The organism is Algoriphagus persicinus (genome assembly GCF_035156415.1).
Classification (GTDB): Bacteria; Bacteroidota; Bacteroidia; order Cytophagales; family Cyclobacteriaceae; genus Algoriphagus; species Algoriphagus persicinus.
In genome coordinates this window covers 48,666-66,177 of sequence record NZ_JAYEEY010000018.1, presented here as the reverse complement: position 1 = coordinate 66,177, position 17,512 = coordinate 48,666, and the positions used below count along the sequence as shown (strand labels likewise).

Here is a 17,512-nt window from a genome sequence, read left to right as displayed (position 1 = left end):
TGTGGTAGTCTGATTTGGTGAGCAGACTATAATTCTTAAGAGTTAATGATAAAATTAGGTTGCTCACTCCTCCACAAACCTGATCTTATAAAACAGATTGTAATCCCTCTCCACTTCTCCATCCGCAGCTTTGACTATCAAGGTGCCATCAGGTAACCCAAGGTTTACCTGTCCTGAGACCGGAAGTTCATTAAGGATTCCGATTTGCTTCCCATTTTTCACAACAATATATCGTGGATTTCTATGCTTAGCATGTGCTTTTCTGTACTCTGGATCTTGTTGGTAATTCTCTCCTTTTGACCTATACTCATTATAAACATCTTCCGGAATTGAAGTATAAAAAATCGCCAAATGATACTCTCCAAAACTTTTTACATCGCTGAATGATGGATAAAGTAGGTATTCTCGAGATACATCAGGGATTTCCTGATCTCTATCAGGATGAGATAATTTTACTGATTTTTCATTTATCAATGAATTTCCTTCAAAATCATAAAGGAAAAGTTGGTCACCTATCGGAGGAAGAATTGCGGCTTTGTTCCGCTTAGTATCAAATGTTAAAAATGGAAAACTCTGACCAATCCAACGTTTCGTCTTTCTTGGCACCCATGCTTCAGGATATAAATTCAAATATCGGATAGAATCCTGACTGGAGTCATACAAAAAACCCGTCTTCACCTGACTATAAAAACCGCCTCCGATTTTGTCAGGATCTACATCCCCCGGGTTATAAGAATTCACTTCCTCTCCCATAATAAAGTTTTTACCATCATTAGTCCAAGTAGAAAATGTCTGTCGGTAAAAAGAAATAAAAATTGCATTCACGCCAATGGCTGGACCTTTAATCTTTTCTATTTTAAGGAAGTCCCTATCAAACACATGATAGTCCATCGTGGCAGACAATTCTTTGAATATAAACCTATCCTTACCCAAAAACCTTCCTTCCCAAATCATCGAAACTTGATTGGGACCTTCTCCTGCAAGTGTCACTTCTTCGATCATTTCTCCATTTCCATTTACTATGAAAATTTTACCTCCACGACGCTCCTTCATAAGATATTGATCAAGATCATCTTGATAATCCAAAATCACCAAATCTTCCAATACGTCCACCATGATAGAATCAACCACTTCAAACTGAAGTTCTTGAAGAGGGTCGGTAGTGGTAGAAATGGATTTATCCTCAGATTCGGAGCATGAAAAAAGTAGAATAGCAAAAAGTGAGGTAAGGTTAAGGTATTTATTCATAGTAAAGAGTCAAAGGTTTTAAGGTTAGTCGGGAAAGGGTGGTTTTATAGCACATGGAACAATGATAAGATCAATCATCCCTGCAAATTTAAAATTGAATTTTAAATTTGCAGGGATGATAGGACTAGCCATTTATGTCAAATCTCACGTCGAAATACCTAAGATGTTAAGTTTAACTGCCCAGTGTCCACGAATAAAATTACATTTTTAGCAATACATTATTTCTCAACAAGCTCGTCCAAAAACTCCTGATAGTTTGGGAAAGATGGGTTTCCCACTGATTTCAAAGGTAGAACCTTTTTCATTACTTGTGGTTTATTCCATATTGTAAACCTCTATTTTACTACTTACTTTATTGAATGCAAAAAGCTTGTTTTCTACGGCTGAAACGCTCAAGTATACTTTATCTGGTAAATCGTAGTAATCTGTAATTTTCCCATTTTCAACGTTTATCTTAATTATTTTATTAGGAGAAAAATTATCTGTGTTTTTAATAATTCTACTAGTTAATAATAAATACAAATAATCTTTGTCTAGGTATGAGTTTTGAATCATTACATATGAATCTGACCTTTCTCTTGATGTTTGTTCCAGCATTGCTATATTTTCTTTAAAATTTGATAATAGGTTTGGATAAGTGTAATTGTGGAGTAGCGATCCATCTGAAGTGTAAATGTTTATATTGCTGTTTTGACAATTAACAGTCAATATGTCTCCTTTTTTTGTTAGATGGAGGTTGGTTAAAGCATCATTCATGAATATCGAATTCCTATCATTAGTATCACCTGTATAATTGCCAAAATAGGATTTTGCATCTGTCTTATAATTGTATTTTATTATTGAATTGGCTCCGTCTAATGTATGAAAGAAGAAATAGTCACCATTTTTTGTAAACTCCCCATTAGCTAGCGAAAATGGTTCAGGAGTTTTGAAGCTCAAGAGGTAATTTCCATCTAGGTTATAAGCGTTTATTCTTTGGTTTCCAGAGTCTCCAACCCATAGCGTATCATTTTCAAATACTATCCGTTGTGGATTGTAATATTGACCTGGGCCGTCTCCCATTTCTCCAATTTTCTCTTTTAGAGTATAACTTTCTGATACTAGATATATAGTGTTTCCTGAAGTGTTTACTAATAGAAAGTTATCTTTATAAGCCACTATGTTTCTTATATCAAATATATACGTTGAGTCATTTAAACTTTCATATTGAATAGTTGGATTTAATTGAGTCCAGTTTTCAATTTCTTTGTTTTTTGATATACAACTTACTACACAAAATAGCAGTAATATTGAGCAGGTTTTTCCAAACATTTTAATATTAAGTTTAACACCAAGTGGATCTACCATCACAACTTACACTTGATCCTGAAAATCTATAGCAGACTTCTGTTCCAGTACATGAAATTATCTTTTCAGCTGAACATATCACTGTGACGCTACAAGAATAACCGATTGAACTTGAACTAGTTTGGGCAATTGCATCATTGGATATGGTTAGAAATGGATCTGTTGAGGCTTACTTTTACATTCATACATAGCGCTATCTCAACAGCCAAGCAGCGCTAAAAATGCTATTACTACTACCTTTTTCATTGTTATAGATTTCAAAATTTTATCCGCTCCAGATACCTACCGGGAGGCGTAAATATGTGGTTGTTGCGTTTTGGGAAATTTTAAAACACACATACAAAACCTTCGAGGTTCAAAAACCCTCAACCATTACCCAACGCTGCGCCGCCGCGCCGCCGCGAGAAAAGCCACTTTCGTTTGCCACCTGGTTTCCTTTCTGGAACGAAATCGTCGTGTCCTTGCGCCATTGCGAGAGATTTCTTCCACAGCAATACTGGCAGCACCCAAAACACCCCAATCATACTGAATATTAATCCGCCAATAGTTCCTATCGCAAGTGAGAACCAGAAGACCTCATTTTGCCCTTCCATGATAAATGGAATCAAGCCGAAACAGGTGGACATAATCGTGAGCAAAATCGGGATAGCTTTTCCAGCGATAGACTTCAATACATTTCGGTTATAAAGCCCTTGGCTTCTGTTGTTTAAGTCATTGACGATGAAAATCCCAGCATTCACAGCCAAGCCTCCCAGCATCACAAAAGCAGCATAACCGCCTTGATCAAAGTAAAAATCAAAGAGTGAAAAGATCAAAAACAAACCAATAAAACTAATCGGGATGAGCACGATGATATAAATCGGCTGCTTTAGATTCTCAAACAACACCGAACAAATCATAAAAACCCCGATAATCAAAAGCCCCAACAAGGAATACTGTCGCTTCTGCTGATCATAATTCCAATAATAAGAATTCCTCTCCGCTTCATATCCTATGGGCATAATTTGCTTCATCTCATCGAGTACTTCTTCGAGATATTCATTTCCAAACTTTCCTGAACCCATATACTCGAAAGCTACAATCCGGATGTATTGACGATCTTCTTTATTAAGGGAATTGGTGGTTGTTTCCTTGGTCAGGGTGCCATAATCAGAGATTTTGAAAACCTTGTTTTCCCCTCCTATCAACCCCTTTTGTTCTAAATCAAACTTGCTGAAATCGCCCGACCTACGCTCACGGATTACAAGTCCATAGTTTTGATCCTCTAAGGTCAAAGTGGTCGATGCCCCCCTTGGCTTCGACATATCCTGCATGGCAGTAATAACTTCATATTGATTAGTCTGCCCCAGTGCCATTTTATTCTGATCCAGACGAAGCACATATTCTTCTGTTTTCTGTTCACCATAATTTCGCTCATTGGTTTTCACTTCCTGAATCCGCTTGTGTACCAAAAGCTTCTCTGCCAATATATTCGCCTGTCGCTCCAATTCATCAAAATTGTACCCTTTCATTTTCACTCGGTAGCTTGGAATCTGATCGCTGGAACCTCCGGTATAAAAACCTTGTCCCACACCATAGACATTCCATTGAGCTCCACTCCAATCCGTAGATTTCACAGAAAGTTTACCTTTCAATTGATAGGGCAAAGCTCCATTTTCATAGGCTTCTTTGAAGGTGATCTCTATTCTGGCACTTTGACCAGAGTACACTGAAGTCACGTATTGATCGATTCCTTCCACGTCCTTCAGGTAAGACTCAAACTCACGCATGATAAAGTCCATTTGCTCTAGTGTATTCCCAAACGGCAATCGACAGGTAACGTATAGCCTTGTCTTTGCCACCTCCCGATACCCACCTTTTTCATACACACCCCGCGCAAACATGCGCATGGAACCACCTAAGGCTTTGTCCACATACGGACGTATCTCTTCCTGATAGAAGGTATTCCCAACCGTCTTGTTATACCATTCGTGGTCTTCCCACTTTGCTGGAAGAAAGAATATCGGTAGCCCAAAAAGCAGGACCAATAATGTAATGAAGGTCTTTCTGTATTTCGCTGTCCAAGCTATTCCTGATTCATATTTTCGCAATGCTTTGACACGCTTTCGCAATTTCGGAATGGTCAATTTTCTCCCTTGACTTACCGATTCTTTGAACATCACCTGATAAAAAGCCGGAGTAAATACTAAGGCTATCAAAAGCGAAATGCCCAGCATTACCGAGACGACAATGGAGAATTCGGTCAAATTTCTCCGGTTTTCCTCAGGAAGGAAAAAGACAATCATCAGCGCTGCAATCGTCGTGAGTGAGGCTGCCAAAAGTGCCAGGAATACACGACGATTTTTGTGCTTGTGCAAGTGGTCGATCATAATGATCGCATTGTCCACGATCAGCCCAAAGCTAATCGTCAATCCTGCCAAAGAATACATGTGAATATCCACTTTCAGAAAATATAGCACAATAGCACAAAGGCTTAGATTTGCCAAAATTCCCAAAAAGAGAATCATCAGGTATTTAATATTTCTATTGATCAGGAAAATAAATACGACCAATATCAGAATTGAAAGGCCAGATCTTTTGTAGATTTTATTCAGCTCCTTTTCTAAGTATTCGGTGTCGTCTTTTTCCATCCGAACCTCAAAACCTGCAGGAAGTAGCTCTCCAGCTTTTTGAATAGCAAGTTTGAGCTTTTGCGCCAGCAGGACTTTATTGACTCCATCTCGGCTGTAAACAGCGAGAGTAACTGAGTTATTTCCGTTGATTCTGAAATGACGTTCTGGTTCTGACTCTTCCAAAGTCAAGTTAGCCACATCCCGGAGTCGTACTTCTATGCCATCCATTTCGCTGACGACCAAGTTCTCCAGTTGATCCTTTTCCTTCAGCGAGCGATCCACCTGTACAAAGAGCGTTTTACCTTCCTTATTCATCACCGCACCAGGAAAGCTCAGTCCAAAAGCCCGGCCTATACTTGCACTCAATTGATTCCTGGTGACTCCAAAAGCCTGCATCTTTTGAATATCATAGGTTACGAAAAGCTGCAGATCATTTGCCCCACGCACATCTACTTCCTCCACTTCTTCGAAGCGTGTCAGTGCTGGCTTCAGGATATCCTCTGCTATTTTCTTGATTTCAAAAGAAGCAAAAGGTCCGTTGACACTGTAGATCAGAATAGGGTCTTTGGCATCTGACCGAGCCTCATCAGCCTGTGCGACTGTAGGATAGCCAACCCTCGGATCCATCTGCGGATAAATCTGTCGGATCATAGAAGAGATTTCAAACTTCTTCATCTCTATATCCGCCTTCTTATCGAAAGTAAGAATAATAGACCCAGCGTTATAATTGGAGGTTGACCTGATTTCCTTAAGCTCAGATAGTCTTGAAAAAGCCCCCTCTAGTGGAGAGGTGGCGAGTTTTTCCACTATTTCCGGGGAGGCATTGTTTATACCAAAACCTACAGATAGAATCGGAGATTTTTCCTTGGGATTCAAATCCACAGATAGCATAGGAATCACTGCCACACCTAAAATTGATACGACTACAAAGACTATCAGAATTCTGAATGGAGTCATATTAAGTCGTTTTCAAAGATTTCTGGGAAACAGTGAACCAATAAGCCAAAGGCACAAAGTACAAGGCTGTAAGGGTACCTATAGTCAAGCCCCCGATCACAGCAAATACTAAGGGACGCTGCAAATCGGCTCCCAAACCGCTGCTAAATACGATCGGTATCAGCGCCAAAATAGTCGTGATCGAAGTCATCAGAATCGGCTTGAGACGAATCTGCCCTGCTCTGTGAAGTGCCATTTCGAGCGCTTCAGTGGCCGAAACCGTATCTGACTCAACATAGGTTGCGCGGAGACGGTTGATCGTATCGATCTTGAGAATCGCGTCATTCACCATAATTCCCAGCATCACCACCAAGCCTATGGCAGACATCACATTGAGCGAAACTCCAAAAAGCAACAGCACCAAAAAAGCACCTCCTATTCCTAGGGGAAGCGTGAATACTACGATTAAAGGCTGGATGAAACTCTCAAATTGCGCAGCCAAAATAAAGTACAGCAGCAATACCGAAATCAACAAGATCCCGATCAACTGACGGATATTTTCCTTGTCTTTGAAATACTGTCCGACCATTGTCACTCCGAGGTTTTTATCCTGCCCCCAACGGATATATTCTTTGGCATTTTCATCTGGATTATCGGCAGTCACATTCAGCGATTGATAAATCCCCCCCTTGTCAGCCGTCACATATTTATAATGATCCTCGTAATTATACTCCACAAATTCTCCTAGAATATAGGAAGTCGTATCAGAAGCAATCACTCTGGTACTGCGCAAAATATCTTCAAATCGTGCATTGTCCTCTTTCAAGCGGATTGGGGTGATCTCACCAAACCGTCTAATATCTGTAATGGTGAAGCTTCCAAATAATTTGGAAATCTGGTTTTGTACTGCATCGACAGGAATCTGGTACGTGGCCATTTTATCTGCTCGAAGTGTAAAAACCACGGAAGCTTCCTTCTGCAATCCCGGTCCACGTTCCCATTCCTGAGTTGGAAATTGGCTCAGCCATGGATCCATCTTAGTTTCTGCCACAGGTTCTTTGGCTCCTAGATCTTTCCATCTCACTTCATAAAAAGGCATGGAGGAATTAAATAATTGGTCAAAAGCATTTGGGGCATCGCCCAATGTAAAAGATGCTTCCGGATAGTTATTTTTCAGGTAAGCTTCCAACTCCTTAAGTGCCGATTCTTTTTCTTCTACTGTAGAGAAAAGGAAATACATCAACGATTGTTGTATGGAATTCTCCCCATCGAAAAGTAAGAATTGCTTCACCCCAACATCAGCTTCAACTTGAGAATAACTTCCTTCCAGACTTTTCAAAAGAGTAAGTACACGGTCTCGGTTTTCTGCAGCCGAAATCGGCTCGCTCCAATCGACATCCAGCGTTGCATCCAGTTTTTCGATTTCTGGCAAACCAGTAGTTTTCAGCACTAGACTAACTGCCAATCCCAGAGGGATCAGCAACAAAAACACCAGCATAGCCGTTTTCCTATTGCCTGTAATTTTGCGATAGCCAATTTCATACAAACCTAGAACCTTGCTGAAAAACGCACCTTCTCCGTCATTGTAAGCTTTTTTGCTTCTCGAAAACATCAAGAAGTAAAGCATAGGAAGTAAGATAAAAGCGACAGCAAGGGAAACCGACAGAATCGCTGTCACTGCCACTGCCTGATCGAAGAATAACGCTCCGGAAATTCCACTTAAAAAGACCAGCGGTACAAATACTGCCAGTGTCGTAAGTACGGAACTGACCAGCGCTCCCATTACTTCATCCACACCTTCCACACATGCTTCGAAAAGCGGCAAGCCACTCTCTCTCTTTCGGGTGATATTATCTAAGACAATGATCGCATTATCAATCAGCATCCCTATTCCTAGTGCCAGACCCGAAAGGGAAATGATATTGATAGAAAGATCAAAAAAGTAGAAAATCAAGAAACTGATCAGTAAGGAGGAGGGCAAACTCACACCAATAATGAGCGGAAGCCGATAATCCTTCATAAAGAGAAACAGCACTGCAAATGCAAACATACCTCCAAAAAGCAAGGAAGTTTCCAAGTTGGAAATCGCAGCATTCAAAAGATTTGATTGATCTTGGGTAAGCTCAAACTCTACCTGAGGGTAATCCTCCCTGAACAACTCGAGGGATTTTTTCAGCTCAGGAATCAGCTCATTCATTTTGGCGGAAGCCTGCTTATGAACGGTAATTACCAGACTTTCCTGCGTACCGAAAAGGTGATAACCCAGTGTCTCCTGAGTCTCATAACTCACTTCTGCCAGCTTTCCCAAAGGAATAATCACCCCCGAGGAAGCTGCGACCGGCAAGCTCTCAATATCAGCAGGTGTATCTACTCTTGTTGCTAGACGAAGGTAATAGCGGAATTGACCGTCTTTCACAGAGATTCCAGGAAGTTCAGAATTACCTGATTGTATCGCAGAGATCACGTTTTGCTGAGTCATCCCAAGTGCTGATAAAGCCTCCTCATTTGGCTTTACAGTAATTATGCGCTCCTTCTTACCATTGATATCTACCAAAGAAACTCCAGGTAACTGCTCTATTCTTTTCTTCAGAACATTTTCTGCCAAAAGACTTACCTCCACTTCATTTACTCCTTCTTTTGGAACCACTTGCACACGCGCCACAGGAATATCAGAAGTATTGATCCTGATAACTTCAGGACGCGCTAGATCTTCCGGCAGACCATTTGTCAATCTGTCTATTTTCTCATTGACATCGATATAGGCCAGCTCCATTTTGGTGCTGTAGTCGAAAGTCAATCGAATAGTTCCAACTTCAGAACCTGCCTTGGAGTCCATTTCTTCCAAACCATTCAACGTGATCAACCCCTCACGGATTCGACTTAGTACATTTTGCTCGATAGCTTCTGGAGAAGCATTTGGATAGCTGACTTTAACCACTATCTGTGGCACATCGATCGGTGGCAAAAGCGAAATAGGCAGCGTACGCAGGACGATGAAAGCAAACACCATCAAGGCCATAAAAGTCATAAAAACTGCAATCGGCCGGGCCAGTAAAAATCTAACCATGGCTTATTCTTTTACGATTTGAACCGGAGCCTGGTGTGCAAGTTGCAGGTTATTGGAGGTGATTACCGTGCTATTCTCCTCAATACCATCGAGAATCTCGACTTCCTCTCCATTGTCTTTTCCCACTTCCACATAGTTCCATTTGGACTCTCTATTTTCTATGGTAAACACCACTGCTCTACCCGATCTATAGACCAGGGCATTTTTTGGTACGACCAAGCTGTTGTTTTGAGGCGCGCGAATTACTGCTCTTGCATTCATCCCCGGCAGGAGCTTTTTATTTGCAGCCAACGTAATAGAAACTTGCACGAGTCCGCTTTCATCTACTTTTGGATTGATTCCGGTGACTCTGCCGGTCAAGGCTGTTTGCGTATCAGAAATCGGATAAACTTCCGCTTTTTGGTTAATGGCTATTAGGCTTATATCTGATTCCAGCACCTTTACTTTAAGAATAAATTCACTGGTGCCCAAAATCTGGCAAAGCTCTGTATTTGCAGCGACCAAACTTCCAGCCTTATACTTGAGGTCAGCCACTTGGCCTGAAATTGGTGCCTTCACCACACTTCGGTCAAAACTCATCTGGGCTTCTTTGAGTTCTACCTCGCTTAGAAAAAGACCTGATTTGGCACGGAGCTGCTCATCCACCACAGCTTTTTGATCAGAATTATCTGACTCGAACAAAGTCCCAAAACCCATCTTCATGGATTCATATTCTGCATTTGCATTGCGGAGAGAAATCTTTGCTTTTTCTAGCCTAAACTCCGCTTCAGTAGGATCTAGTCTGGCAATGATATCACCTTTCTTGACGTACTGTCCTTCCCTGACATTTACCTCAAGTAGATAGCCAGCTTGCTCTATCACAGCTAGGACTTCAGCGCCAGCTTCAAGTTTGCCTGTGGCGGGGATCAAATAATCGAAGGTTTTGCGCTCAGCAGTAGCAATATTTACTTCTGTGGCGGTAACTTCATTTCGAAAGGATTCAGTGGGAGCTTCTTCGACCTTTACCTTATCTTCTTGACAGGCAGAGAATAGCACTATTAAAAAACCGAAAAGTAAGAGAGTAGATTTTTTCATTTAAATAGTAGTTTCAGACATTAAGAAACTAATTAATTCTTCAATGTCAAAATCTTTATTTTCTAATGGTTGTTAAAAAAAGTCAATTTTAGAAAAACGTAATGTGTTGTCGGTCAACAGCTACGAATTTTGGATAATTTGAAAATTTACAAATACGCACTTACTTTCAAGGATTTTACCAGCTTCTTTCGATAATTGCCTGAGTGATTTTAATCTAAGCAGACTAAAACTCTACTTATTCCTGAACCTTTTCCCTTAAAATCCTTTTGGGTATATAGTTTTACATTTCACCTCAATTAAGATGATGAACTTGAATTTCAAAGCTCTTATTACCCCCGCATTCCTTTTTATTTTCGCCTTTATAGTGGCCTCTTGCTCTGAGAAAAAAGCGGAAACTTCCCAAAGAGAGGCTGTCGCTGAAAAAACTTCAGAATCGAAATCTGATCAAAAAATCATTCTTTTCTTTGGCAATAGCTTGACTGCTGCCTATGGGATCGACCCAGAAGATGGGTTTGCAGGTTTGACCCAAGATAGAATAGATAGCCTGGGGCTAAACTATAGCGTAATCAATGGTGGACTTTCGGGCGAAACTACCGCGGGCGGTCTTAGTAGATTGGATTGGTTTCTTGAGGACAAGCCGGATGTTTTCATACTCGAGCTTGGAGGAAATGACGGTCTGCGTGGGATCAAACTGACTGAGACAAAAAGCAACCTGCTCAAAATCATCGATAAAGTCAGAGCAAAATTCCCTGAAACCAAAATCATCTTGGCAGGTATGCAAATTCCGCCTAATATGGGTCAGGAATACGCCAGTGAATTCTCTGCCATGTACCCTGCTGTTGCCAAGGAAAAAGAGGTAACCTTGATCCCTTTCCTCTTGGAAGATGTAGGCGGAATCCCTGAATTAAATCTCCCTGATGGAATACACCCTACTGAAGAGGGACATGAGATCGTATTCAAAACGATCTGGCCATATATTGAAAATAGCATCAATTAATTAGTAGGAATGCTTTCATAAAGAAGATCTTGCTAGAATAATTACAGATAGCGAGTTTATAGTCGAGGTTGTAGCGGTTGAGTTTCATTGATCAAATTTTTTGCGCTATATTTTAACCTTCATTAAAATTTTTAGAAAATGAGCTTTCAAATCAAATCTTCCGGGGATACTTACGATGTGATAATTGTAGGGTCTGGGGCTGGTGGCGGAATGGCCTCCAAAATCCTATCTGAGGCCGGACTCTCAGTAGCAGTAGTAGAAGCTGGAGGGGATTTCGACCCAGCCAAAGAAGAAGATCGAACCCAGCTTAGACCCCCTTGGGAATCTCCACGAAGAGGTGCCGGCACTCAAATCCGCCCTTTTGGAGATTTTGATGCTGCTATTGGAGGTTGGGAAATTGACGGTGAGCCTTACACTAGAAAAGACGGCTCAGAGTTCGACTGGTTCCGATCCAGAATGGTAGGCGGTAGAACCAATCACTGGGGTAGGATTTCTCTACGTTTTGGGCCCAATGATTTCAAAAGAGCAAGCATAGATGGCTTAGGTGATGATTGGCCTATTGGCTATGATGATGTCAAACCATACTATGATAAAGTCGACAAGCTGATTGGCGTTTATGGCACCAAAGAAGGCATGTATAATGAACCGGATGGTTTTTTTCTTCCCCCTCCTAAACCAAGGCTTCATGAACTTTACCTGAAAAAAGGAGCTACAAGCGCGAGCATCCCAATGATTCCATCAAGGCTTTCCATACTCACGAGGCCAATCAACAAAGACAGGGGGGTTTGTTTTTTCTGTCGCCAATGCAATCGTGCCTGTCAAGTATACGCGGATTTCTCTGCAGGAACATGCCTGGTGCATCCCGCAATGAAGCAGGGAAAAGTCGATCTTTTCACCCACAGCATGGTAAGGAAAGTCACTACGGATGACTCTGGCAAAGCAACAGGAGTTTCTTTTGTCAACGTAAAGGACATGAAAGAATATAAACTCAAATCCAGAGTAGTTGTACTGGGCGCTTCTGCCTGTGAGACTTCTAGGATTATGCTAAATTCTAAATCAAAGACGCATCCAAATGGAATAGGTAATAGCTCAGGTGTATTGGGTCATTATTTGCACGATTCTACCGGAGCAAGTAGATCAGGTATTATTCCAGATATGATGGGCCGCGAGCGATACAATGAAGATGGCACAGGTGGTATGCACATGTATACTCCTTGGTGGTTGGATAACAAGAAACTGGATTTTGCGAGAGGCTATCATATAGAATATGGCGGCGGCATGGGGCAGCCTGGTTATGGAGCTGGAGGAAATATGGACTCCATGAGAAAATACATTACTGATGAATTCGGCAAGCCAAGTCCAAATGGGGGCTATGGTGAAGGCTTGAAAAAAGACATTCGCCAAATCTATGGCTCCACGGTCGGTATGTCTGGACGTGGAGAAAGCGTCCCAAGATTTGACAATTACTGCGAGATCGATCCAAATGTGGTGGACAAATTCGGTATTCCTGTCCTTCGATTTAATTACAAATGGACTGATCAGGAAATCAACCAAGCCAAACACATGCAGGATACTTTCGAAGAAATCCTGACAGGAGCAGGGGCACAATTATTTGGCTCAAAACCTGGCGCAGATACGCTTTACGGTCTTGCTGCTCCGGGAAGAATCATTCATGAAGTGGGCACGGCCAGAATGGGTAACGACCCTAAAACTTCTGTGCTTAATTCCAATTCTCAAGCCCATGACTGCAAAAACCTATTTGTGGTGGATGCGGGATCTTTCGTGTCTCAAGCTGATAAAAACCCAACTTGGACAATTTTAGCTTTGAGTTGGAGAACCTCAGATTACATCGTTTCAGAACTAATAAAGAAAAATATTTAAGCCATGAATAGAAGAGAAAACCTCAAACTACTCTTTACTGGTTCAGTCGGTACAGGTTTACTATTAACAGGATGTTCACCGGAAGAGCAAGCCTTACCAGAAAATGCGCTGTTGGCTGGGGGCACTATCGGCGGGAGAACTCAAGAAGAAAAACTACGCGATCAGGAATTGCTTTCAGAGACATTTTTCACCGACGATGAGCGTAAGAAGTTAAGCACTTTGGTGGATATCATTATGCCAAAAGACAATGAATCACCCGCAGCCACTGAAATTGGAGTAGTAGATTTCATGGAGTTTATGATGAAAGACCAGCCTAGGAATCAAACGCCAATGAGAGGTGGACTGATGTGGCTGGATTTCGAAGCAGACGAGAAATTCGCCAAAGGATTCAATGAACTGAGTGAATCAGAAGTGATGCAAATTGTGGATGAAGTGGCTTGGCCCGACACTGCAAAACCAGAATATGAAGGTGCGGTTCGCTGGTTCAACATGCTTAGAAACCTGACCTGCTCGGGCTATTTCTCCACCGAAGCCGGCTGGAAATACATGGGCTATGTAGGCAATACGCCCAATGCTTGGGATGGAGTTCCACAAGAAGTAATGGCGAAACATGGATTCAAACTTGAGGAAAAATACCTACCCCTTTATCTCAAACCTGAAGATCGAGGTACGGTCATCCAATGGGATGACGAAGGGAATGTCACCGGATAAAAAAACTTAAAACTCAGTCTTTCGGGCTGAGTTTTTTTGTTTAAAAATATTAACTACTATCTTATTACCTTTTCCCAACTTACTGTTTATGAAAGCCTTTTCAACTTTACTGTGCTCTGTACTATTTATTAGTTCATGTTCAGAAAAATCTGAGCAAGTTGCAGAAGAACCCTTATCCTACGAATGGGAGCTGGTAGATTCTCTGGATTTGGAATTTCTTGGAAATCCCATGCTTTCGGATGTAAACAAAGATGGGACGTCATTACTCTTCTTTGATTATCCGAGTCAAAAAATCATTACATCCGACGCTATAGGAAATATAAAGCACAGTTTCTCTAAGGGCGAAGACACTCCAGATTCTTATGGGTTCATGTTAGAAAGACCAGGTTTTTATGGGGAAGATCAACTGGCAATCTATGGAAGAAATGGTTTGTTCCTTTTTGACTTGGATGGGAATATGCAGAAGAAAATCCCTCACCCTGAATCTTTGGGAGCATCTGGGTCAAACACTGAAATAGGGAAATCAACAGAATCAGTGAGATTGAAAGGAAAAGATTATTTACTTCCCAAATCTGTTCGCCCGAGGAATTCATATCCAGGAGAGCAGGAATTCTATGATACTTATAGAGCTCTGGAATTGGTGGACATAGAAAGTGGAGCTATGACTGAACTAATCCCTTTTGAAGAAGGTAGTCAATTCTTGAACGGCAAAGGATATATTCAAAGCGACTATACTCCCGCTTTGGAGGCACTAAACGACAAATTGTTTTGTGTTCACGGAGGGGATCCCCAACTCTATGTATATCAGTTAAATGCTAATGGTGCGCGTTTGGATACAGTGATCCATCTAGAAATACCCTCATTTATTATTCCCGAAGGCCGAGCAAGAGGCGAATTTCAGCAAGGTCATGTTGAAATCAATGGAGGGACTGCATCCATTCGAAACATCCATGTGCTGGATGATTTACTATTGCTGGACTATTACTCAGGAATGGATCCCAAGAAATCAGTAGAAGCTGAGGGACTATGGAAACAGGGAAAAGAGGATGAAGCGAAAGCCATGTACATAAAACTTGAAGACGAAATTCCGAAGGGCACATTGGTATATAAGTTAGCTGACCTAAGCTATGTGGGGGATGTACCTTCACCTGCCAAAACCGGAGGAAGATCTTATGCCTCCGGGGGCGGATATGCTTGGTTCCAAAAGCTTCCCGATCCTGATGTAGAAGAAGATTTTTTGAGAGTTTATAAAATGAAATTGACTGAAAAATGAGGTACAGACACTTTTTAACAACCTTTTTAGCGTGCAGTTTTCTAGCATGTTCCTCTTCAGAAAAGTCCAAAGAGGAATCCACTGAGACTTCCAATGAATGGGAACTCCAAGTCCTAGATTCAATTCAGGTAAACTTTTTGGGAAACATATCCACTGGAGATTTTAGAGACGGAATAGGTTTGCTTTATGACTACAAAGCCAACGCAATAGTCAAAATCGATTATGAAGGGCAAGTGCTCACCACCAAAACATTCCCCAAAGACGGACCAAATTCAATTTCTTTTATCAATACAGTCAAATTTGATCCCAATGGCAATCCCTATATCGGGCACTACAGGGGAGACTATTTTGAGTTAAACGAGGACCTTTCTATTAAAAGAAGGATCGAAATGCCATTTCAATCCCAATCTTTCGGGGGCTTGATGGATGACAAATCATTTGAGTTTTGGGAGGATAAGATAATCTTTCATTATCCAGGAAGAGATGAAGTAAGCCCTTATACCGAAACCTATCTAAGAGATAATTTCTTGCTCGAAAAGTTAAACCCTTCTACTGGAGAAAGTAGTCCCTTAATCAGAACACCTGAAACATCAAAATTCAGCACTGGATTACTGTATGAAAGACCAACTATATCAATTGAGATATCTGAAAATGATTTACTTCTTTATTTCAACAATGAGCCTAAAATTCATAAATATAGTCTGCTGGATTCAGGGAAGTTTATTGAAACAATTGACATTCAGCCTGAGAATTTCATCCAAGCTCCAGAGTTAAAAGATAAGACAGAGAGATACAGTTACGAAAGATTGGTCGAAGGTAATATTTATGGAGTATTTTTAGATAAGGATCAAATTGTAGTACACTATTCAGAAGGGATTTCAGAGGATGTTTTCAGCACACACGAATTCACTTTTCCTGAGGATTTTCCAAAACTGATTGAACTAAACCTATCCTATTTTAAAATCTATGACACAAAAAAAGGTTGGTCAAATGAGATTCCCATTCCTAAAGAAATAGATAAAATCTTTGCTATGGAGGATCCTACCCAACCGTTTTTCGCCCTCCGAAACGATGAATATTTAGGCGAAGAGCAGGATTATTGGACTTTTTATAAACTGCAATTGGTACAGAAATGAGAAACCTATCCTACCTATCTATCCTCCCATTTGCTTTTATCTTAATAGCCTGCTCAGCTGAAAAGGAGGAAACGACCAACTCAACTCCACTTTCAGAGCAAGATTTAGAATTTGAGATTTACGATTCTCTCGTGGTGGATTATTTGGGGAACCTGTATTTGGCAGATTTAACAGAAGACGGCAAGACCTTTCTACTACTTGACCAGCGCAGTGACACACTTTTCGTCACAGATCGGGAAGGATCAATTCTGAGTAAATTCAATAGGCTTGGAGATGGACCGGGGTTCTATAAGACCTCCCGTCTAGGCCTACCCAGCTTTCTGGGCTCAAAAGAGATCATCGTACCTGCCTACCGAGGCTTTTATTTGTATTCACTTTCAGGTGAACCTACCCGTTCTTTTCTACCCGAATTTGTACCCACCATTTCTCTCATTGACATGTTCAACAATAATCTGGTCATACACGGCGACCAGGTCATCTTTCCTTGGGAAGGCAGGCTCTCGGATGAATTGGGAGTGGATGGAAAAGAATTCCAAATGGCAACCCGTCAGGTCGAAGTATTGGATTTAAAAAGTGGCCAATTTAGCCCATCCATACCGTTCCCAGGCTCATCCAAATTCAGAACTGAAGAAAAAACCTACCTGAATGTAAATTATCACACCCTTATCGCATCTAGTTCTGACACGCTGTACGTCGCCTTCCGCAACGAACCGGTGGTATACGGCTATTCATTTTCAGACTTAACCAACCCAGCATCTATTCAACCCATTCCTTTTGAAGAGTTTATTCAAAAAGAACCAAAGGAGGAAGCACATTATGGTACTTACGACATGAAGGACATCTATGTGGGAATGATTCAGAACCTCCACCCAACAGAAAAACAACGGTTTTTGCTCACGTATAACAGAGGACTGACAGATCAGGAATACGACGAAATCTTTGCATTGGAAAATTCAGACCCGGAAGAGTTTAGTCGCAAGCGCAACAAAACAAACACGAATGGACAGGTTCTATTTGACGGAAAATCAGTCTCTAAAGTGATCATGAAACCGGAATCTCTAGGATTCACCTTCAAATTCATCTCTGAAGAAGAAATCTGGTTTACACCAAATTTTGAACATATCGAAAAAGACTACTCCGTCTTCTACAAAACCCGAATAGTGGCAAAAAAGTAATCATAAAAAAAGCCCGATTGATGAAGTTTATCAATCGGGCTTTTCTACATCCTTT

Annotated in this window: 11 protein-coding genes; 6 read left to right on the top strand and 5 right to left on the bottom strand. The window is 41.1% G+C overall.

The window, feature by feature from the left end:
* Positions 1 to 63: 63 nt before the first annotated feature.
* The 5 genes from U3A58_RS14795 to U3A58_RS14775 form a co-directional block, all read right to left on the bottom strand.
* Complete coding sequence (locus tag U3A58_RS14795) at positions 64 to 1,248, bottom strand: hypothetical protein (RefSeq protein WP_323824588.1); 1,185 nt, start codon at positions 1,246 to 1,248, stop codon at positions 64 to 66.
* Between the two features lie 315 nt (positions 1,249 to 1,563).
* Positions 1,564 to 2,595: a 6-bladed beta-propeller gene (locus U3A58_RS14790; protein WP_323824586.1), complete on the bottom strand. Its 1,032-nt coding sequence runs from the start codon at positions 2,593 to 2,595 to the stop codon at positions 1,564 to 1,566.
* A gap of 365 nt (positions 2,596 to 2,960) precedes the next feature.
* Positions 2,961 to 6,164 (bottom strand): efflux RND transporter permease subunit, encoded by a 3,204-nt coding sequence (locus tag U3A58_RS14785; protein ID WP_323824584.1) that lies wholly within the window; start codon positions 6,162 to 6,164, stop codon positions 2,961 to 2,963.
* Between the two features lies 1 nt (position 6,165).
* Positions 6,166 to 9,210, bottom strand: coding sequence for an efflux RND transporter permease subunit (locus U3A58_RS14780; RefSeq protein WP_323824582.1), 3,045 nt, complete (start codon positions 9,208 to 9,210; stop codon positions 6,166 to 6,168).
* 3 nt (positions 9,211 to 9,213) lie between these two features.
* Positions 9,214 to 10,284, bottom strand: a complete 1,071-nt coding sequence (locus U3A58_RS14775) for an efflux RND transporter periplasmic adaptor subunit (RefSeq protein ID WP_323824580.1) — start codon at positions 10,282 to 10,284, stop codon at positions 9,214 to 9,216.
* 304 nt (positions 10,285 to 10,588) lie between these two features.
* Here U3A58_RS14775 and U3A58_RS14770 point away from each other — a divergent pair, with 304 nt between their 5' ends.
* From U3A58_RS14770 to U3A58_RS14745, 6 genes are all read left to right on the top strand, one after another.
* Positions 10,589 to 11,281: an arylesterase gene (locus U3A58_RS14770; RefSeq protein WP_416377308.1), complete on the top strand. Its 693-nt coding sequence runs from the start codon at positions 10,589 to 10,591 to the stop codon at positions 11,279 to 11,281.
* Positions 11,282 to 11,419: 138 nt separating this feature from the next.
* Entirely contained in the window at positions 11,420 to 13,162 is a 1,743-nt protein-coding gene (locus U3A58_RS14765) for a GMC family oxidoreductase (protein ID WP_323824576.1), read from the top strand.
* Positions 13,163 to 13,165: 3 nt separating this feature from the next.
* On the top strand, positions 13,166 to 13,873 hold the full coding sequence (locus U3A58_RS14760; RefSeq protein WP_323824574.1) for a gluconate 2-dehydrogenase subunit 3 family protein: 708 nt from the start codon (positions 13,166 to 13,168) through the stop codon (positions 13,871 to 13,873).
* Positions 13,874 to 13,961: 88 nt separating this feature from the next.
* On the top strand, positions 13,962 to 15,146 hold the full coding sequence (locus tag U3A58_RS14755; protein ID WP_323824572.1) for a hypothetical protein: 1,185 nt from the start codon (positions 13,962 to 13,964) through the stop codon (positions 15,144 to 15,146).
* Entirely contained in the window at positions 15,143 to 16,282 is a 1,140-nt protein-coding gene (locus U3A58_RS14750) for a hypothetical protein (protein ID WP_323824570.1), read from the top strand. The genes U3A58_RS14755 and U3A58_RS14750 overlap by 4 nt, the downstream gene beginning before the upstream one ends.
* Positions 16,279 to 17,457 (top strand): hypothetical protein, encoded by a 1,179-nt coding sequence (locus tag U3A58_RS14745; RefSeq protein ID WP_323824568.1) that lies wholly within the window; start codon positions 16,279 to 16,281, stop codon positions 17,455 to 17,457. The genes U3A58_RS14750 and U3A58_RS14745 overlap by 4 nt, the downstream gene beginning before the upstream one ends.
* Positions 17,458 to 17,512: the final 55 nt, after the last annotated feature.